Source organism: Parageobacillus thermantarcticus (genome assembly GCF_900111865.1).
Lineage (GTDB): Bacteria > Bacillota > Bacilli > Bacillales > Anoxybacillaceae > Parageobacillus > Parageobacillus thermantarcticus.
In genome coordinates, this window is record NZ_FOJS01000049.1 from 1 (window position 1) to 16,998 (window position 16,998).

25 protein-coding genes are annotated in these 16,998 nt (G+C 41.8%); 2 read left to right on the forward strand and 23 right to left on the reverse strand.

All coding sequences use genetic code 11. From position 1 onward, the window contains the following. On the reverse strand, positions 1 to 252 hold a 252-nt coding region (locus BM278_RS15500), incomplete at its 3' end, for an IS110 family transposase (protein WP_143093465.1). Positions 253 to 696: 444 nt separating this feature from the next. Between BM278_RS15500 and BM278_RS15505 the strand changes: the two genes are divergently transcribed. Beyond that, a complete protein-coding gene (locus BM278_RS15505; protein WP_090951514.1) occupies positions 697 to 1,587 on the forward strand; it encodes a DMT family transporter in 891 nt (296 codons plus the stop codon). Positions 1,588 to 1,599: 12 nt separating this feature from the next. Then, on the forward strand, positions 1,600 to 1,908 hold the full coding sequence (locus tag BM278_RS15510) for an antibiotic biosynthesis monooxygenase family protein (protein ID WP_090951517.1): 309 nt from the start codon (positions 1,600 to 1,602) through the stop codon (positions 1,906 to 1,908). 28 nt (positions 1,909 to 1,936) lie between these two features. Here BM278_RS15510 and sugE read toward each other — a convergent pair whose 3' ends face one another. From sugE to BM278_RS15620, 22 genes are all read right to left on the reverse strand, one after another. Next, on the reverse strand, positions 1,937 to 2,257 hold the full coding sequence (gene sugE / locus BM278_RS15515; protein WP_090951520.1) for a quaternary ammonium compound efflux SMR transporter SugE: 321 nt from the start codon (positions 2,255 to 2,257) through the stop codon (positions 1,937 to 1,939). A gap of 555 nt (positions 2,258 to 2,812) precedes the next feature. Beyond that, positions 2,813 to 3,289 carry a Cys-tRNA(Pro) deacylase gene (gene ybaK, locus BM278_RS15520; RefSeq protein WP_090951523.1) on the reverse strand — a complete coding sequence of 159 codons (477 nt, stop codon included), beginning with the start codon at positions 3,287 to 3,289 and terminating at the stop codon, positions 2,813 to 2,815. A gap of 405 nt (positions 3,290 to 3,694) precedes the next feature. Beyond that, entirely contained in the window at positions 3,695 to 4,645 is a 951-nt protein-coding gene (locus BM278_RS15525; protein ID WP_090951526.1) for an LLM class oxidoreductase, read from the reverse strand. 236 nt (positions 4,646 to 4,881) lie between these two features. Further along, positions 4,882 to 5,184, reverse strand: coding sequence for an ArsR/SmtB family transcription factor (locus BM278_RS15530; protein ID WP_090951529.1), 303 nt, complete (start codon positions 5,182 to 5,184; stop codon positions 4,882 to 4,884). A gap of 262 nt (positions 5,185 to 5,446) precedes the next feature. Beyond that, on the reverse strand, positions 5,447 to 6,487 hold the full coding sequence (locus BM278_RS15535) for a zinc-dependent alcohol dehydrogenase family protein (protein ID WP_090951531.1): 1,041 nt from the start codon (positions 6,485 to 6,487) through the stop codon (positions 5,447 to 5,449). Between the two features lie 199 nt (positions 6,488 to 6,686). Further along, the gene (locus BM278_RS15540) at positions 6,687 to 6,992 is read right to left on the reverse strand and encodes a hypothetical protein (protein ID WP_244151195.1); all 306 of its coding nucleotides are present in this window, start codon (positions 6,990 to 6,992) and stop codon (positions 6,687 to 6,689) included. Positions 6,993 to 7,063: 71 nt separating this feature from the next. Further along, complete coding sequence (locus tag BM278_RS15545; RefSeq protein ID WP_090951534.1) at positions 7,064 to 7,840, reverse strand: sulfite exporter TauE/SafE family protein; 777 nt, start codon at positions 7,838 to 7,840, stop codon at positions 7,064 to 7,066. A 78-nt stretch (positions 7,841 to 7,918) separates the two neighbouring features. Then, complete coding sequence (locus BM278_RS15550; RefSeq protein ID WP_090951537.1) at positions 7,919 to 9,061, reverse strand: MBL fold metallo-hydrolase; 1,143 nt, start codon at positions 9,059 to 9,061, stop codon at positions 7,919 to 7,921. 47 nt (positions 9,062 to 9,108) lie between these two features. Beyond that, positions 9,109 to 9,678 (reverse strand): sulfurtransferase TusA family protein, encoded by a 570-nt coding sequence (locus BM278_RS15555; protein ID WP_062678943.1) that lies wholly within the window; start codon positions 9,676 to 9,678, stop codon positions 9,109 to 9,111. Positions 9,679 to 9,705: 27 nt separating this feature from the next. Further along, positions 9,706 to 10,002, reverse strand: coding sequence for a rhodanese-like domain-containing protein (locus BM278_RS15560; RefSeq protein WP_090951540.1), 297 nt, complete (start codon positions 10,000 to 10,002; stop codon positions 9,706 to 9,708). A gap of 17 nt (positions 10,003 to 10,019) precedes the next feature. Continuing rightward, positions 10,020 to 10,385 (reverse strand): rhodanese-like domain-containing protein, encoded by a 366-nt coding sequence (locus BM278_RS15565; protein ID WP_090951543.1) that lies wholly within the window; start codon positions 10,383 to 10,385, stop codon positions 10,020 to 10,022. A gap of 12 nt (positions 10,386 to 10,397) precedes the next feature. Beyond that, entirely contained in the window at positions 10,398 to 10,880 is a 483-nt protein-coding gene (locus tag BM278_RS15570; protein ID WP_090951546.1) for a DsrE/DsrF/DrsH-like family protein, read from the reverse strand. Positions 10,881 to 10,935: 55 nt separating this feature from the next. Beyond that, on the reverse strand, positions 10,936 to 11,163 hold the full coding sequence (locus BM278_RS15575) for a sulfurtransferase TusA family protein (protein ID WP_090951549.1): 228 nt from the start codon (positions 11,161 to 11,163) through the stop codon (positions 10,936 to 10,938). A 91-nt stretch (positions 11,164 to 11,254) separates the two neighbouring features. Next, positions 11,255 to 11,515, reverse strand: coding sequence for a metal-sensitive transcriptional regulator (locus tag BM278_RS15580; RefSeq protein WP_003252678.1), 261 nt, complete (start codon positions 11,513 to 11,515; stop codon positions 11,255 to 11,257). Continuing rightward, positions 11,482 to 11,871: a rhodanese-like domain-containing protein gene (locus tag BM278_RS15585; protein ID WP_244151196.1), complete on the reverse strand. Its 390-nt coding sequence runs from the start codon at positions 11,869 to 11,871 to the stop codon at positions 11,482 to 11,484. The genes BM278_RS15580 and BM278_RS15585 overlap by 34 nt, the downstream gene beginning before the upstream one ends. Before the next feature lie 146 nt (positions 11,872 to 12,017). Next, on the reverse strand, positions 12,018 to 12,584 hold the full coding sequence (locus BM278_RS15590; protein WP_090951556.1) for a class I SAM-dependent methyltransferase: 567 nt from the start codon (positions 12,582 to 12,584) through the stop codon (positions 12,018 to 12,020). A 320-nt stretch (positions 12,585 to 12,904) separates the two neighbouring features. Next, complete coding sequence (locus BM278_RS15600; RefSeq protein ID WP_003252684.1) at positions 12,905 to 13,138, reverse strand: glutaredoxin family protein; 234 nt, start codon at positions 13,136 to 13,138, stop codon at positions 12,905 to 12,907. Positions 13,139 to 13,151: 13 nt separating this feature from the next. Beyond that, a complete protein-coding gene (locus tag BM278_RS15605) occupies positions 13,152 to 13,541 on the reverse strand; it encodes a DsrE/DsrF/DrsH-like family protein (RefSeq protein ID WP_017436630.1) in 390 nt (129 codons plus the stop codon). Positions 13,542 to 13,698: 157 nt separating this feature from the next. Then, on the reverse strand, positions 13,699 to 13,797 hold the full coding sequence (cydS, locus tag BM278_RS19710) for a cytochrome bd oxidase small subunit CydS family protein (RefSeq protein ID WP_012749261.1): 99 nt from the start codon (positions 13,795 to 13,797) through the stop codon (positions 13,699 to 13,701). Between the two features lie 13 nt (positions 13,798 to 13,810). Further along, a complete protein-coding gene (locus BM278_RS15610; RefSeq protein ID WP_012749260.1) occupies positions 13,811 to 14,824 on the reverse strand; it encodes a cytochrome d ubiquinol oxidase subunit II in 1,014 nt (337 codons plus the stop codon). After that, complete coding sequence (locus BM278_RS15615) at positions 14,821 to 16,170, reverse strand: cytochrome ubiquinol oxidase subunit I (protein WP_090951559.1); 1,350 nt, start codon at positions 16,168 to 16,170, stop codon at positions 14,821 to 14,823. The genes BM278_RS15610 and BM278_RS15615 overlap by 4 nt, the downstream gene beginning before the upstream one ends. A gap of 491 nt (positions 16,171 to 16,661) precedes the next feature. Then, positions 16,662 to 16,998, reverse strand: a 337-nt coding sequence (locus BM278_RS15620) for a transposase (RefSeq protein WP_143093441.1), incomplete at its 5' end; no start/stop codon positions are given.

Here is a 16,998-nt window from a genome sequence, read left to right on the forward strand (position 1 = left end):
CAACCAGTAGTGCCCGGTCGGTTCCACGGCGACGATCACCTGTGACTTCCCGAACGCTTGCATCGCCTCCTGAATCGCTTCATTCAGCTGCCGAAATCCCTTCTTCGACTGGAGGAACGGGAAGGATTTTCGAAGCACACGCCCCCGGTCATCCACGAAGCAGGCGTAGTGGGTTCGTTTCGCGATATCGATTCCCACGACAAGCGTTTGTTCGGTGACTTGATTGATTTTATGATTTTGTGTACAATTCATCTGAAGTCCTCCTTGGCATGATGGTAGGTGTTGTTTGACACCCCTGCATCATACCAAGAGGGCTTTTTTTGATCAAGTCCCCGGAAAAGCTCCTAACAGGAATGCTTTCTTTACGAAATAAAAAGGCCTTTACCGATTTGGTAAAGGCCTTTCCATAAAAACAGACCTTTACCAACATTGGTAAAGGTCTCGCTAACAACGTTTCCGTTGCCAACAAAGCCGAGGGGGCGACCCTGAACTGACGACTTTGTTGTTAAAGCTACTCCCCTTTAACACAGAAACTACGTATTTACTTTTGTATTTTTATGATATTCAACTTTTATATACGTTGTCAACAAAAAATTGTTTTTTATAAAATAAGCACTACTGGCAACGATCATCCATCACCAAGCAACAGAAAAAATATGATATAATTCAGAAAAAATTCATTTGGGAGAGACGAATATGAACGCAAAAGAAATGGCATCACTTTTTCTGCTCGCGGCTTTATGGGGAGCCTCTTTTTTATTTATGCGCATCGCCTCCCCTGTCATCGGTCCTGTGCTTACGATCGAACTGCGCGTGCTTATCGCTGGCATCGTGCTGTTATTGTATGTATGGATGTTCAAAAAAAGCGTGGAACTGAAAGCTTACTGGAAGCAATATCTCATCGTCGGAGCGTTGAACGCGGCGATCCCGTTTACACTCATCGCCACTGCTACGTTGCATTTGCCTGCTTCTGTGGCGGCCATTTTAAACTCAACCACCCCGCTGTTTACTGCGTTAACTTCGCGATGGTTTCTTCATGAACCGCTTTACGCCAAAAAATGGATCGGCATCGGTCTCGACATTATCGGCGTGTTTGCGCTCGTCGGCTGGAGCCCTGTTTCGCTCTCGACGCAAACCATCGTTTCCACGTTACTATCCATTTTAGCGGCGTTTTCATACGGATGCGGCGGGGTGTATGCGAAAAAAACGTTTGCGGGGGTTTCTTCCTTATCGTTATCGATCGGGCAGCAACTAGGCGCCGCCGCCGTGCTCATTCCGTTGGTAGCTTTCGATATGCCAACGAAACAAGTATCGACGCTCGTAGTGTATTCGATATTGGGACTCGCCGTTTTTTGCACGGCGATTGCTTACTTATTTTATTTTTATTTGCTAGCAAACGTTGGACCGACCAAAACGCTAAGCGTTACCTTTCTCGTACCTGTTTTCGGCGTCATCTGGGGAATGATTTTCCTTCATGAAAAAATCTCGATTGGCATGATCGGCGGATTAGCAGTTATTTTAACAAGTATTTTCCTCTTGTCAGATGTCAAAATCGCCGTAAAGCGACAAGAGTATATCAAAGGGTAAGGGGGAAACACGATGGAAAAGCCATATTACGCGGTGATTTTTACCTCGCAGCGAACCGATGGGGACCACGGATATGAAGCGATGGCGAAGCAAATGGTTGAACTGGCCTCCCAACAGCCCGGTTTTCTTGGTGTTGACAGTATCCGCGACAAAAACGGCATTGGTATCACCGTTTCATACTGGGATTCTCTTGAAGCGATTCAACAATGGAAGAAGCACGCGGCACATCAAATCGCGCAAGAAAAAGGAAAGCAGCAATGGTACGAGCGCTATTCCGTGCGCGTATGCAAAGTGGAGAGGGAGCATGGGTTTAAAAGGTAAAAAAAGCAGGGCGTTCTCCCCTGCTTTTTTATTGTCCGGATGTAAACTTCAGCCCGATGATCCCGACAAGAATAAATAATAAAAAGACTATTCTTGGCACATTGACCGGCTCATTTAAAAAAAGCATGCCGATGATGACTGCTCCCATCGCCCCGATTCCCGTCCACACCGCATAGGCAGTACCGATCGGTAGCACTTTCGTCGCTATCGATAAAAAATAAAAACTGGCGATCATTCCGCCGATTGTAATAACAGATGGCACGAGCCGCGTAAACCCCATTGCATATTTCAGCGCAATCGCCCACACGACTTCGAAAATACCGGCAATGACTAAGTATACCCAAGCCATATCCATCACTCCTTTTTTGCCCAAAATAAAAAAGCCGTGAAGCAATATCGATCGATATTCTCCCGGGCTTTGATTCCTTTGTGTACGCGAAATGCCGCGCGTTTTCTCTCGATCGCAGACTGTTCGCCGCGCAGCCACGGAACCTTAGAAAACTTTTTATCCAATTATTTTCCATTATTGTAGCATTTTTGATTGCTGCCGGCAAATAAAAGGAGTTTTTTAGCGGACGGAGACGGCTTGTACCTCTGTTCACAAAAACCGGAAAAACTTGCGAAATATATACAAAGAGAGTGTTTGCACCGCTAACAGGTGAACACTCTCTTTTTATTTCATCCATCTGCTTTCGATGAAGTCTAGGAATTTGTGCAAAAAGAAGTGGGCACATTTCCGGTGGCCTAAGTTCGCTGGACTGGGAGTCGAATTTTACACAAACATTAGGACTTGACCCTGCTTTCATAGAAAATTTTAGGAATTTCCGATTCATCTTCCTTTTCTTTCATTTTGAAAAAAGGAGGTTCCTCGGAAAAATGATAAGCAATCAGTGATTTTAGGCGTTTATTTTACCAATTCATGAAACGTAGCTTCCGTTACGCTTTGCAAATCTTTCACGCGAAGTTCAATGAGCACGCCGATTTGGCCGCCGCTAACGATGATATGCTCAATTTGAGAAGCGCTGGCATCGATAAAAGTCGGGTAATGCTTGATCATGCCGATCGGGGAACATCCGCCACGAATATAGCCTGTTAGCTTTTGTATATCTTTCATCGGCACGAGTGCAACATTTTTCTCTCCCGTTATTTTTGCGGCTTTTTTCAAATCCAGCACTGATTCTACAGGGATGACAAACACATAAATGTTTCCGCTCGTCCCTTGCGTTACTAATGTTTTATATACCAATTGAGGATCTTTTCCAATTTTTTGAGCGACAGATATACCGTCAATTTTTCCATCTTCACTGTCATACGCAATAACATGGTAAGGAATCATTTTCTGGTCAAGAACACGCATCGCATTCGTTTTTTCTTTTCCCATTTTTCTTCCCTCCAGTTTGTTTCAATCGTAAAATGCTAGATAATTAACACTCATGATACTACAATGAATATCTCAAATGAAAACAATGTTTTCTACTTGTAGTATCAAACAATAGGTAACTAATACCTCGTGTATTCGATTCAACGTTCATCCCATATCTCCCCGTGATGGTGAGCGGATGTCCAACAATTCCAATTTTCGTTCAGAGAATCAAGATTTACCCCTAGTATTTTGTCAAAAATATAATAAACCCAGTTTATCACTGGGTTTGTAGGATAACGATCACTTTCTTGATTTTTTAGGATGATTTTGGTTTTACAGATAATTTTCGAGAAGGTCCTAGATTAGCGCAGGATTTCCTTCTTCTTGTTCCAACATCTCATTGATTTTTTACGATTTACAAATTCACTCCTCGGTTAACGCCGAAAAGTGCGGAACAACTTCTTCTCCTAATTCTTCGATCACTTCCTCCACAGGACGATGCCCATATTTTAAATTGATAATCACATGATTGACACCGATATTTCTAAGACTTTCAAGAAATTCGATGAGTATATTGCGTCCGATTCGGAATCCTAGATGAATCGGGATTGGCGGATGATTCGGATCCTCCATCAAGTCGATATATAAAGACTGGCTGAACGGTTTAAATTGGTCAGTATGAGAACGCCAATTTTTAATCAGCTCTGCTTGGAATCTCAAGTTTCGAGGATAATACAGCCAACCATCGCCATTTTCAGCAATCCATTCCACAGACTGGGAGCTGTGGCCAGTTACCAGCACCGGAATGTCCAACAGTCGCGGTTTCGGCAAAAGATCGCCGTTTACCATCTGGACTCGTGGTGTTTGGATTACCGGAAAGCTCTCCTTCCACGCTTTCTTCATTACCGATACGGCTTCTTGAAATAAAGCGCTGCGCTGTTCCGAAACAACTGAAAAGGCCGGAAATTCTATCGGACGATCCCCTGTCGCCACCCCGAGAATCAAACGTTCGCCGGACAGTCTGTCGACGGAAGCGGCTGCTTTGGCAACATGCAAAGGATGACGCAAGGTAAGAATGATACTTGCAGTACCTAAAGCAATCGTTTTAGTATGGGCGGCGATATATCCTAAATAGACCCAAGGATCATAAATTTGCCCTACATCTCCAAAATAAGGATCATGCAATGGAACATCCCTGACGAACAATGCGGCGAAATTGAGCTCTTCTGCTCTCTTTGCCAGTTTTATTTGTTTTTCTATATCCATCTTTGGAACGCTACCCTCGTACGATTCTATAGGAAAAAACAACCCGAGAGTAAGATGATTTTCTTTAAACATGCGTGCATATCCTTTGTGCTTTTCGAATCGGTTCATTAATCATTCCTCCATATTTTTTCTGGTTATAATCAAATACCGCTTTGCATCATCACAGCGATTTTTGGATAGTATGCATAAATTTTATTGTTTACCAAACCGATTGATCACAATCCTAAATCTATTTTTATATATATCTAGAATTATCGATATAAAAGGAAAAATAATGGATGATTTATTTTCAAAATACCATCCAACGTCAAACTTGCCGTGAAACAGCAAGCGAAAGATTTGACCTATAAATCTCTAGATAGCAATTCGATGATTTTTTTGATGTTTTCCTCATCCCTTTTATAATAAGTCCACTGCCCCACTCGTTTTGCCTTTATCAATCCAGCGTTTTGCAGCATGGACAGATAAAGGGAGACTGTTGATTGCGACAAACCAACCTTTTTATGGATGTCACTTACGCAAATGCCGTCTTCGTGTATATCCCCATGTAGCGGCTTTGGAAAGTGGATTTCAGGATTTTTCAACCACTGTAAGATCTGCAGCCTCGTCTCATTGGATAAGGCTTTAAACACTTCTAAAAGTTTCATTGCTACCTCCAAGTTCATCGATCATCACACTTCTTATATTACATTATTGTACTTGAGTAAATCAATTAATATAAACTCTAACCGATTCCTTAGTTCAAGTAAGCATGCGGCAAAACCAACCAGTCAACAAAGCTCATTCATGAAAGGGTTAACTATCGCTGAAACATCTACAATATCCATGGGAGACCACTAAGCCGAACAACTGTATAGAAAAAAGAACCCGTATCAATGATACAGGTTCTATGATGGAATAAAAGAAAATTTAGTCGTTGGAAATAATGACTTTTAACGCTTTTTCTTTTGCCGCGTTGCCAAATACTTCATACGCTTTCATAATGTCTGTAAAGGCGAAACGATGTGTAATTAATTGCTCTGGCTTTAATTTTTTCGACTGCACTGTTTTTAATAACATCGGCGTAGAAGTCGTATTGACAAGGCCGGTTGTCAACGTAATGTTGCGTATCCATAACTTTTCAATGTGAAATTCCACGCTTTTTCCATGAACGCCGATATTGGCTATATAGCCGTCTGGTTTGACAATTTCTTGGCAAATATCAAATGTCGCTGGAATTCCGACGGCTTCCATTGCGACATCCACACCTTTTCCGCCGGTTAATTCCATAATTTTTTCAATTGCCTTACCGTCAGCGCTATTCACCACTTGAGTCGCACCAAATTTTTTCGCAACTTCCAAACGGTTATCGTCCAAATCAACCATAATGATCTCTGCAGGTGAATAAAATTGGGCCGTTAATAGCGCTGCCATACCTACGGGACCAGCTCCGATAATGGCGACGGTTTGTCCAGGCTGCACTTTGCCGTTTAACACGCCAATTTCAAATCCCGTCGGAAGAATGTCGCTAAGCATGACGAGCGCCTCTTCGTCCACACCTTCCGGAATTGGATAAAGGCTATTGTCTGCGTGCGGAATTCTCACATACTCCGCTTGGGTCCCGTCAATTAAATGCCCAAGGATCCAGCCGCCATCTTCGCAATGAGCATATAAACCTTTTTTACAGTTTTCGCATTTTCCGCAGGAGGTAATACAAGAAATCAGCACTCTATCGCCTTTTTTAAAATTTTTCACTCCAGAACCGACTTCTTCAATAATCCCGACACCTTCATGTCCCAAAATTCGCCCTTCTTCTACAGTAGGAACATCCCCCGAAAGAATGTGCAAATCTGTTCCGCAAATCGTTGTTTTTGTGATCTTAACGATTGCATCTGTCTCCTTTTCAATTTTCGGTTTTGGTTTTTCCATTAATTCTTTTTTTCCTGGACCTAGATATGTAAGGGCTTTCATTTTTGTTCCCTCCCAAATGTTTTAATCTTTCCAATTTTCATTTTATAGGAAAGCAGTTGCTGTTTCAATGTGGAACATCAAAGATTATGTCGAAATTTTGCGGAAATTTTTTGGACAAACTTTTCTTTTTGCGGTTCTCCTCTCCCACAAACAAAAGAATTTTCTCCTACAAACATTTACTTTTTCTCTAAACAAGAATTCACACCGGATCATTATCTACGTTACTGTAAGATTCAATCGCTTGATCAAGCGCCCGATACGCTTCGGCAAAAGCGTTTGTTGCTGACTCATCGCCCGCGTAGGCAAGCTGTGCCTGCGCGTTTTTCGCGTTGGTGACAGCGTGAATAATATCTTCCATCATTTGTTGTTTGTCACCCGCCGTCGCCTTTAACTGTTCGAGTTCGCGGAGGCATTGGTCCAAATCATTGGCGCCCGGTTGGCCGAACGATTGTTCCAGCTTTTCTTTGACACGTTGCAACACTTCTTTTTTTATATCAAATCCCACTCCTTCTTGACATTTTCATCAGCTAGTGTAGTCGATTGGAAGTAAACTATACATTGAAATCAAACGATCTGTTATAAAATATCGACCCAAATTTTTATAGCCGTCGTCAAAATTAACAATGCTAAAATAACTTGCAATATTTTTGTGTTCATTTTTTGCCCCATTTTTGCTCCTAAAGGAGAGGCAATTAAGCTAGCAATAACCATGATGATGGCAGGCATAAGCTTAACTTGACCCGTCGCGATTTTTCCAAACGCCGAACCAATGGATGAAATAAACGTAATCGCCAACGAAGAGGCAATCGTCATTCGTGTTGGAATTTTTAACACAACAAGCATAATAGGCACTAGCAAAAACGCTCCCGCCGCGCCGACGATTCCTGAACCAATCCCAATAACAAGCGCTAATATAGCGGCAAGCCATTTGTTGAATGTTACTTGATCGCTTGGAATATCGTCAATGCCTTTTTTTGGAACAAACATCATGACAGCAGCCAGCGCGGCAAGAATACCATACACGACATTAATCGTTCCTTCGCTCATCATTTTCGAACCGAATCCGCCAAGGAAACTGCCGATTAAAATACTTATCCCCATATAAAATATTAACGTCTTATTTAAATAACCGCTTTTTCGATATGCCCAAACGCCGCCAATCGTCGCAAAAAACACTTCGACCGCACTAATTCCTGACACTTCACGGGCGCTAAACGCAACGAGCCCAAATAACGGCGGAAGATAAAGCAGCATCGGATATTTAATAATCGCCCCACCGATACCAACCATGCCAGAAATAAATGAACCAATAAAGCCGATAAGAAAAATGACAAACATAAAATTAGCGTCCATCCCCTTACTTCCTCCTTACCATCCGCAAAAATCAGAGGGTACTTTTGCTCGTACCCTCTTTGCAGTTCAGATTTGCTATCAATGATTTTGAGTATGGTGCAGCGCACAACGGTTTGGACCGATTTCGAGTTCTTGCTGCTGTTCAATGTCAGCCGCTTTTAGCCCGCGGTTAATCGCAACGATGTCTTCAAAGTTTGGCGGTGTTTCTATATTCGCGTTTTGCACGACAATATCGATGAATTCTTGTTTTTTCTTATGCTGCATCATGTCGTTGCGGGCACGAATGTTGCCTAATGTATCGCCGATATATCCCGCTTTGCTCATTTCTTCATCCAAATTAGCGTAATGGGCAGGCAGAACGATTACATCATCCGCAATCGCGGCTACTTTTTCGTATACCGTGTCGTATAAATCCGCGGCCCATTCCGCCGCTTTTCCGCCTAAATCCGGGCGTCCGAGTCCGCCGACAAAAATCGTATCTCCAGAGAAAAGCAATTGATTATTCACGAAGAAGGAAACACTTCCCGGCGTATGCCCTGGCGTTTTCACCGCTAATACTTCTAATTGCACTTGTTCAAAATCAATGCGGTCATGTTTTTCCAGCGGTTCGAAATCAAACACCGCTCCTTCGCTTTTCATCAAGTAATATGTCGCTCCTGTACGTTCTGCTAACGCTTTTCCGCCGGAAATATGATCTGCATGTAAGTGGGAATCGACGATATGCGTAATCGCTACCCCTTCTTCTTGTGCGACTTGTTCATATACATCAATAAACCGCGATGGGTCAACGACAAGCGCTTCGTTTCCGGAAATCACCATATAAGAGAGACATCCTTTTCCGACACGAATGAATTGATATACTTTCATCTTGTCATCTTCATATACTTTTGCTTTATGAAGATGTTCGCTCCACGCTTTCATGCCGCCAACGAGCGTGTAAATGTTGTCAAATCCGGCTTCTACTAATTGTTCTGCCACAAATGCCGCTGAACCGCCTTTGGCACAAACGACGACAACATCTTTGTCTTTTGGAAGGCGGCCGATAACCGAATCTACACCATCAATCAACTCAAAGTATGGAACATTAATATATTCAAAGTTCTCCCCTTCAATTTTCCAATCATGAAAATCGCTTTCGTTACGTACGTCAAAAATAACGAGATGTTCTTTATTTAATACTTTTTCTGTTAATGTTTGCACCGTCATTTCTTTTACCGCCATTTTTATACCCCCTATAGTATATTTTTGTTTTTTAAAAAACCGCTCAATCAGGATTGAGCTGTATCGAGCGGTCCTTCCCATTTTGACATGCCTGGGACGACATTCCATACATTAGTAAATCCTTTTTCTGTTAATTTTTGTGCCGCTAAATCGCTGCGCGTTCCAGTACGGCAAACAACATAAATCGTTTTATTCTTCGGCAACTCATGGATGCGGTCTTCTAATTCTCCAAGCGGAATCGAAATAGCGCCTGGTATATGTCCGAACGCATACTCCGCCGGCTCGCGGACATCTATAATGACCACAGAATCATCATTTATTTTTTCCGCCAGCTGTTCATTGGAAATTACATGAGAATATGTTGCTTCGCTTTTTGTCTCATGGTCACTTGCTTTACGAATATAATGTTTTAACACGTTTCCTTCCTCAATCGTTCCTAAGTATTGATGGCCGGTACTTTCCGCCCATGCTTTGATATCGGCTTTCGAACCTTTATCGGTTGCCTGTACTTCAAGCACTTGTCCCGGTTGCAAGTCATTGATCGCTTTTTTTGTTTTTACAATTGGCATTGGACAAGATAATCCCTTTGCATCGACTGTCATATCTACACGAATCATGCTGCATTCCTCCTTTTGCCGTTTTATTTATTCCACAGGTCCTTCCCAGTCCAACATGCCGCCAGTCATATTGATCACATTATATCCATGACTTTCCAGCAGTTGAGCTGCGCGCGCGCTTCTTCCACCCGAACGGCAAACAAGGATATATTCCTTATTTTTATCTAGCTCATTCATGCGAAATTCGAGCAATCCTAACGGAATATTAATCGCACCAGGAATTTTCCCAGCCGCTACTTCATCCACTTCACGAACATCGATAATGTTCAGCTGTTTTCCTTCTTGAAGAAGTTTTTCAACTTCTTTTGCCGTTAATTGTTTCATCAACGATCCCCTCCTTTTTATGACCAAGCGTTCATCCCGCCTTTTACGTTCGTTACGTGTTCGAATCCAAGTTTCTTCAATAGTCTGCTGGCTTTTGTACTTCGCATTCCGCTTTGGCAAATCACAATCACTTCTTTTTCCTTGGATAATTCGTTGGCACGTTTTGGCAGTTCATGAAGGGGAATATTTTTAAATCCGCGAATATGATTCGCGCGGAACTCCGCGGGAGTACGTACATCCACATACTGCACATCTTTTTTTCCTAATTCTTTCTTTAGCTCTGCTGTTGTAATCATCCGTACTCCACGCGGTGGAATGACGCGGATTGCAATCAACCAAGCGAGCAACAGGAATAAAACGATATTTATTACTGTTTGTGCCATTCGTAATCACCTTTAAATGAATAAGTTTATGTTCCCTTCTGACGCATCCGCCAAATACGTTGCCACTCCAGCAAACTCAATGCCATCGATCAATTCTTCTGGTTTCAACCCTAATAAATCAACAGTCATTTGACACGCGACTAACTTAACCCCTTGCTCTTTTGCCATTTCGATTAATTGTGGCAGCGGCATCGCGTTATGCTTTTTTATAACGTATTTGATTAATTTCGGTCCGAGACCGCCAAAGTTCATGCGTGAAAGCCCCATGCGATCCGCTCCGCGCGGCATCATTTTGGCAAACATTTTTTCCAAAAACCCTTTTTTCACCGGAATATGCGCATCTTTTCGCAATGCGTTCAATCCCCAAAACGTATGGAAAATCGTGACGTCATGGTCATAAGCGGCGGCACCATTCGCGATGATGTACGCCGCCATCGCTTTATCGTAGTCGCCGCTAAATAAAATAATCGTTGTTTTTTTCTGTTGTTGCGGCATGAAATTCCTCCTTCCGTATACATATACTTATATAGGTATATAAGTAGCTGGAAAATTACCCTTTTTGAATCCAAAACGTGAATACGCCATTTTCCTCTTTCATATCAATAATCGTATGGCCGCTTGCGTTCGCCCATGCCGGCAAATCGTTTTTTGATCCTTTATCGGTTGTTTGAACTTCGAGCACTTGCCCTGATGTTAATTCATCCATCGCTTTTTTCGCTTTTACAACTGGCATTGGACAAGCTAATCCTTTTGCATCTAATACTTTATTTACGTTCATGATGGATAACCTCCTTATTATTTTACTATTACCCCTATAGGTATATTAATATGTGTAAAAGAGTGTGTCAACCCTTTTTTCAAGAGTTGACTTATCTGCTTTTTACTAATAGCTCTACCGCTTCTTTGACTAAATGTTCCGTTTTTTCTCCTTTTTCCATGCTTTCGCGCAGACAATTTTCTAAATTGGTACTTACAATGACCGCAATGGCGCGATCAATCGCATTGCGTGCCGCCGATAATTGCGCGACAACGCTTTTGCAGTCTTTTCCTTGTTCCATCATGCTAAGAACGCCTTTCACTTGTCCTTCAATCCGTCTTAAGCGGTTTTTGATTTCTTTACTGTATTCCATTTTTCATTTCCCCTTTCTCGACAAGGACAATGGATGATTGAATAGCTTTGCACATTAAAACCGTGACGTCGCAAAAAACGTATGCCTAAATTTTTTTCGATTGCATCGTTTGCGACAATATGAACCGATTTGCTCGGAATAATAGAAAAATGTCGCTTTAAATAAGCATACGGAATATGAAGCGAATTAGCAATAAGCGGTTCTGTCGTTTCGTTATAATCGCGAAGATCCAACACAACCATATCCTTGATTCGTTTATCGGCTATATCTATGCATGGAACACCGCTTACCGGATAATAACGGCGATACAATGCTATGAATAATAAACTGAAAATAATCAGGCTGATGATATACAATATAGCGATCACCTCGCTCCATCATTGTTGTCCGTGTTTATTATATACCCTTATAGGTATATTAGCAACTGTTTTATTTTAACAATATGTGGATAAATGATGTATCATTCATCATCCCAACATGTATTGAGATAACCACTGTTGACTCAATACGTTAGCAATATACCGTATACGGTTGGATGAAATGATACAAATTCCATGTTATGGTGTTTTGTTTTCATATATTCTAGCAATTGCTGAGAAGGAATTCTCTCATGAAGCGGCGGCCCCATTTCGCTTTCTACCGCTTCCCATTCAATGATCAGAAATTTTCCGTTCGGTTTCATCACCCGTTGTATCTCAGCAAGCACTGCGTCATGATCATCTACTTCATGAAACACGAACGACATGAGCCCCTTATCCGCCAATCGTGAAGGCAAAGACGTATTCGATACATCCTCAAGTATATATTCAATATTATCTACTTGTTCTTTTTCTGCGTGTGTCTTTAAAAATTTCAACATTTCTTGTTGTACATCGACAGCATATACTTTTTCTTTCGTCTTTTTCGCCATTGGCACGGTAAAATACCCATTGCCAGCTCCCAAATCAACGATGACATCTTGCGTTCCGATTTGCAATATCTCTATTGCCCGTTCTGGAGCAATGATTTCTTTTCGCTTCGGATCTAATAATTTTTCCGCCTTTTCTGGATGAAAACGATGCCCTGCCATCATAAATCCTCCTGTATTCTTTCTTCAATGGCTATTATAATCAAAAAGCTTCGGAATCCATAATCCGAAGCTTTTTCTTGCTGATGCATTTTTAGCAAACTGCACAACGGTTTGGATCGATTTCCATTCCCCGTTGTTGTTCTTTATCTGCTTGAAATTTTCCCATATCCGTTTGACATACTTCCAATCGTATATGTTTCTTTCCTTCCATTTTTCAATCATCGAATATCTCTTTGTTGCGTACATCAAGAACGAACCATTTCTTGCCGTTAATCATTGTTGGAACAAGTTCTTTTCCAGCAATGACATCCCATATCTTGCTAACGTTGCAGCAATTGCATGATGGCGTCCGGATCAAATCCGATTACCCATTGACCATCGATTTCGATTTGCGGGACTCCGATTTGCCCTGTTGTTTCAACAAGTTTCCGAGCCGCGACAGGATCCCGTTGCACGTTGACTTCTTCAAACGGAACGCCTTGTTCCCGTAAAAAGTTTTTTACCATTACACAATACGGACATGTCGTTGTCGTATATACCGTAACTCGTTTCATTTTCGTCCCTCCACTAGAACGTCAACGTAATGTCGGCGTCTTTTGCAAAGTTTAGAAATGTCGCAGCGCCAGCGACTTCAATTCCATCGACAAATTGATCTTTGTCAAGGCCCATGACATCCATCGTCATTTGGCACGCAACCAGTTTCACACCTAATTCTTGCGCCATTTTTACAAGCTCTTCGATTGACGGAACATTTGCTTTTTGAAATCCTTCTTGGAAATGCTCTTTTCCTTCTGGAAGCGGTAAGTTTTTATGTGCTTCTTTATGAATGAGATTCAACCCTTCAAACGTGAAAAAAATGCCTACTTCCGCCTCAGATGCTGCTGCCGCTGTGGCAATATTAAATACTTTGTATGCGTCAAATAAACTACCGTTAGCTGCGATAATCGCTACTTTCATCACGAATTCCTCCTTTTTTCTCGATCATAGTTTTTACGAAATAAAATATTTTTATTTATTTACATATACATGTATGGGTATTTAATCTAGTTCTTATAGTAATCGATTTTTCCATCCATGTCAACGAACAAATATAAAAAATGTCGAGCAGGAAGTCCTACTCGACTTGTTCGTCTTTCAATCCGGCCCAAAACGCAGCAACCACCGATAGCGCCACAATGAGAATTGGTGCATACATAAGCAAAAACGTTTGCATCGCATTCTCCTCCTTATAATTGTCCTTTTACGTATTTTTTGTTGAACAAAAATAGTTTTAACAACAGGTACAATGATGGAATAAGCAGCAAAAATCCCGCGATAAACGCGATAACAAGCGCGATCGCCATCGTTTTATTCGTAAATCCGTCGTAAATCGTCAAGTATGGGTACAACAAATACGGATAGTGAGAAATGCCGTATGCGTAAAACGCGAACGCGTATTGCATCACTAAGCTAACAAACGCCCATCCGAAATATCTCTTTTTCCAAAGCAAATAAACGGTCAACACGAAAAACAGAAATGATATGGCAAACATCCAAGCAACGTTTAACATGTTGCTATAATGCTCCGGATTATGGTGGCGCAGCTGATAAATGATAAGAAGCGCCGATAAAATCGTTGGCCCGCTCCAGCTTAGCGCATATTTCCGCAACAATTCACGCGCCTGCATGTCGCCTGCTTCGTTGGCATAATACGTAAGAAATGTCGCTGAAATGTACAATACACTTGTAATACTGAGCAGCACAACGCTCCACGTTAAAGGACTAACAAATAATGTTTTATATAATAGTGTCAACGTTTCTCCTTGCTTTTCGATAAACCCGCCTTCAGAAATCGTTAAAACGATCGATAATGACGCTGGAATGAATAATCCAGTTAATCCGTAAGCAAACAGATACCATTTCCGCTCTGTTCCTCCGTATGTGTTAAAGGCGTAATAGGAACCTCGAATGGCAAGCAAAAGAATGGCGATGCTGGCGGGAACGAGCAAAATCGTTCCGTAATAATACGCCGTTTTCGGGAAAAATCCAACGATTCCAACGAAGAAAAAGACAAGAAACACATTCGTTACTTCCCATACCGGGGAAAGATAACGCTGAATGATTTTATGCAAAATATGTTTTTTCTTCGCGATATCGCTGTACGCACTGAAAAACCCGGCACCAAAATCAATTGATGCAACGATGACATATCCAAATAAAAACAGCCATAAGACAGATATACCTATAATTTCTAATGTCATTGGGATACTACCTCCCGTTCACGAGAGCGTTCCGCTAACTCTTTTTCCACCGGATTTTTTCGGAACATGTTAATCAGCACTGTCACACTTGCAATTCCTAAAATGAGATACAAAATCGAAAAAGCAACAAGCATCGTATCTACATGTCCCGATGATGTCGCCGCTTCAGCCGTTTTCATATAACCGCGCAAAATCCATGGCTGCCGGCCAACTTCGGTAAAATACCAGCCTGCTTCAATCGCCAGCATTGCCAATGGGCCTGTAGTGACAAGCAATGCTAAAAACCATTTATTCATGATAAATTTCCATTTCCGCTGTTTACCAAGCCAATAAACAGCCGATACCATCGTAAGCAAAATTCCGATCGTAACCATTACATCAAATAAATAGTGGATATAAAGCGGCGGTATTTCATCTTCCGGAAACTCATTTAACCCTTTCACTTCCGCGCCCGGATGATTATGCGCTAAAATGCTTAACGCATATGGAATTTCGATTGCATTTTTTACATTGTTGTTTTCGTCTAACGTACCGAACAGCACAAGCGGCGCATGTGTACTCGTTTCAAAATGCCATTCCGCCGCCGCTAATTTTTCCGGCTGATATTCCGCCAAAAATTTTCCTGATAAATCACCGACAAGTGCGCTTGCAAGCGAAAAAATGAATGCCGTTTTCATCGTTAAATGCAGCGCTTTTTTATGATAAACATGGCGGTTGCCTCTCATTAAATGCCAAGCAGCGATGGACGCCAAGACAAAAGCAGAAGTCATATAGGCGGTTGTCAATACGTGTGCTACTTTCGTCGGCATCGCTGGATTAAACATGGCCACAAGCGGCTCGATATTCGTGATGACTCCATCTTTCAACTCAAAACCTTGCGGAGTATTCATAAACGCGTTTACCATCGTAATAAACATTGCCGAAGCCGAAGAACCAATCGCCACTGGAATCAATAACAATAAATGCTTCTTCTGATTCTCAAACCGGTCCCACGTATATAAATAAATCCCAAGGAAAATCGCTTCAAAAAAGAAGGCAAACGTCTCCATAAACAGTGGAAGGCTGATGGCTTGACCTGCAAGTTGCATAAAGTTTGGCCATAATAATGACAACTGCAGTCCGATCGCTGTTCCCGTCACAACGCCGACGGCTACCGTAATAACGAAGCCGCGCGTCCATCTTCGCGCAAGTAGAATGTAATGTTCGTCATTTTTCCGAATACCTACCCATTGCGCAATGGCAATCATCAACGGAACACCGACACCAATCGTCGCATAAATAATGTGAAACGTTAACGTTAATTCCGTTAACAACCGGCTAAACAGCACCGGATCATATTTCCACATTGCCATATCCTCCTTTTATGAAAACAATTTGCCAACAATTGATAGAAACATAATCAGGGCAACAAGAAAACTAACGGTCACAAGCCATTTTTCTTGGCGTTTCCACACGGTTTTTCCTCCTTCTATTTCCACCGTATTTACTTTATCAATAGTTAATACGGTACTTATTACTTTATCAATAAATCATGAAGAAATAACAAAATAACTTTGACAAGATAGTGACATTGTGATGTTTGTCACAAAATTGTCATGATTAACAGGCTTATAAATGTAAAAATGTTTTATACCATACAATTTTTGTACAGTATGCTTATGGATCCCAAAAAAATAAAATGGTTACCATCGGCAATGATGATAACCATTTCCTTATACTTAAAAATAATAACCAAACAACAGCGTTACAAACAACGTTCAAACACATAAAAAAAAAAAGAGCTGTCTTCAAGCAGCTCTTTTTTTTGAATTTATATACCCGTGGTGCTAGTTGAGCGTCAGCGCTCAACCAGCCCTAGTGTGACCAAGGAATAAGCCAACAAGATGCCATCGAGTGCCACTTCAAACCCGGCAATGGAATTCGCTCGAATGTCGGTGATCCGGTATTGGTCTACGAGAATCGAAAACACCGTCTCGATGACTTTGCGTTTTTTCCTGATCCATTCTTCCCATGCCTTGGATGGGCCGTGCTTTTGATTGTGTCGAGACGGTGTCCAGAACGCGGCTTGGTGTTCTTCGTACAGCTTTTCTCGAAGAGCGTGGCTGATGTACCCTTTGTCCCCAAAGTTGTAGGGATGAGGGATTTGAGTCATCACCGTTTCAGCGGCTTTGACG

Excerpts from the sequence above, each read along its gene's own strand:
- BM278_RS15565 (WP_090951543.1), bottom strand. The coding sequence starts at position 10,385 with ATGGCACAAACAGTAATAAATATCGTTTTATTCCTGTTGCTCGCTTGG.
- BM278_RS15610 (WP_012749260.1), bottom strand. The coding sequence starts at position 14,824 with ATGACATTAGAAATTATAGGTATATCTGTCTTATGGCTGTTTTTATTT.
- BM278_RS15510 (WP_090951517.1), top strand. The coding sequence starts at position 1,600 with ATGGAAAAGCCATATTACGCGGTGATTTTTACCTCGCAGCGAACCGAT.
- BM278_RS15580 (WP_003252678.1), bottom strand. The coding sequence starts at position 11,515 with ATGGAATACAGTAAAGAAATCAAAAACCGCTTAAGACGGATTGAAGGA.
- BM278_RS15525 (WP_090951526.1), bottom strand. The coding sequence starts at position 4,645 with ATGAACCGATTCGAAAAGCACAAAGGATATGCACGCATGTTTAAAGAA.
- BM278_RS15560 (WP_090951540.1), bottom strand. The coding sequence starts at position 10,002 with ATGAAACAATTAACGGCAAAAGAAGTTGAAAAACTTCTTCAAGAAGGA.
- sugE (WP_090951520.1), bottom strand. The coding sequence starts at position 2,257 with ATGGCTTGGGTATACTTAGTCATTGCCGGTATTTTCGAAGTCGTGTGG.
- BM278_RS15570 (WP_090951546.1), bottom strand. The coding sequence starts at position 10,880 with ATGCCGCAACAACAGAAAAAAACAACGATTATTTTATTTAGCGGCGAC.
- ybaK (WP_090951523.1), bottom strand. The coding sequence starts at position 3,289 with ATGGGAAAAGAAAAAACGAATGCGATGCGTGTTCTTGACCAGAAAATG.
- BM278_RS15530 (WP_090951529.1), bottom strand. The coding sequence starts at position 5,184 with ATGAAACTTTTAGAAGTGTTTAAAGCCTTATCCAATGAGACGAGGCTG.
- BM278_RS15555 (WP_062678943.1), bottom strand. The coding sequence starts at position 9,678 with ATGATTCGTGTAGATATGACAGTCGATGCAAAGGGATTATCTTGTCCA.
- BM278_RS15535 (WP_090951531.1), bottom strand. The coding sequence starts at position 6,487 with ATGAAAGCCCTTACATATCTAGGTCCAGGAAAAAAAGAATTAATGGAA.
- BM278_RS15590 (WP_090951556.1), bottom strand. The coding sequence starts at position 12,584 with ATGGCAGGGCATCGTTTTCATCCAGAAAAGGCGGAAAAATTATTAGAT.
- BM278_RS15605 (WP_017436630.1), bottom strand. The coding sequence starts at position 13,541 with ATGAAAGTAGCGATTATCGCAGCTAACGGTAGTTTATTTGACGCATAC.
- BM278_RS15615 (WP_090951559.1), bottom strand. The coding sequence starts at position 16,170 with ATGTGGAAATATGATCCGGTGCTGTTTAGCCGGTTGTTAACGGAATTA.
- BM278_RS15505 (WP_090951514.1), top strand. The coding sequence starts at position 697 with ATGAACGCAAAAGAAATGGCATCACTTTTTCTGCTCGCGGCTTTATGG.
- BM278_RS15545 (WP_090951534.1), bottom strand. The coding sequence starts at position 7,840 with ATGGACGCTAATTTTATGTTTGTCATTTTTCTTATCGGCTTTATTGGT.
- cydS (WP_012749261.1), bottom strand. The coding sequence starts at position 13,797 with ATGCAAACGTTTTTGCTTATGTATGCACCAATTCTCATTGTGGCGCTA.
- BM278_RS15550 (WP_090951537.1), bottom strand. The coding sequence starts at position 9,061 with ATGGCGGTAAAAGAAATGACGGTGCAAACATTAACAGAAAAAGTATTA.
- BM278_RS15600 (WP_003252684.1), bottom strand. The coding sequence starts at position 13,138 with ATGAAACGAGTTACGGTATATACGACAACGACATGTCCGTATTGTGTA.
- BM278_RS15575 (WP_090951549.1), bottom strand. The coding sequence starts at position 11,163 with ATGAACGTAAATAAAGTATTAGATGCAAAAGGATTAGCTTGTCCAATG.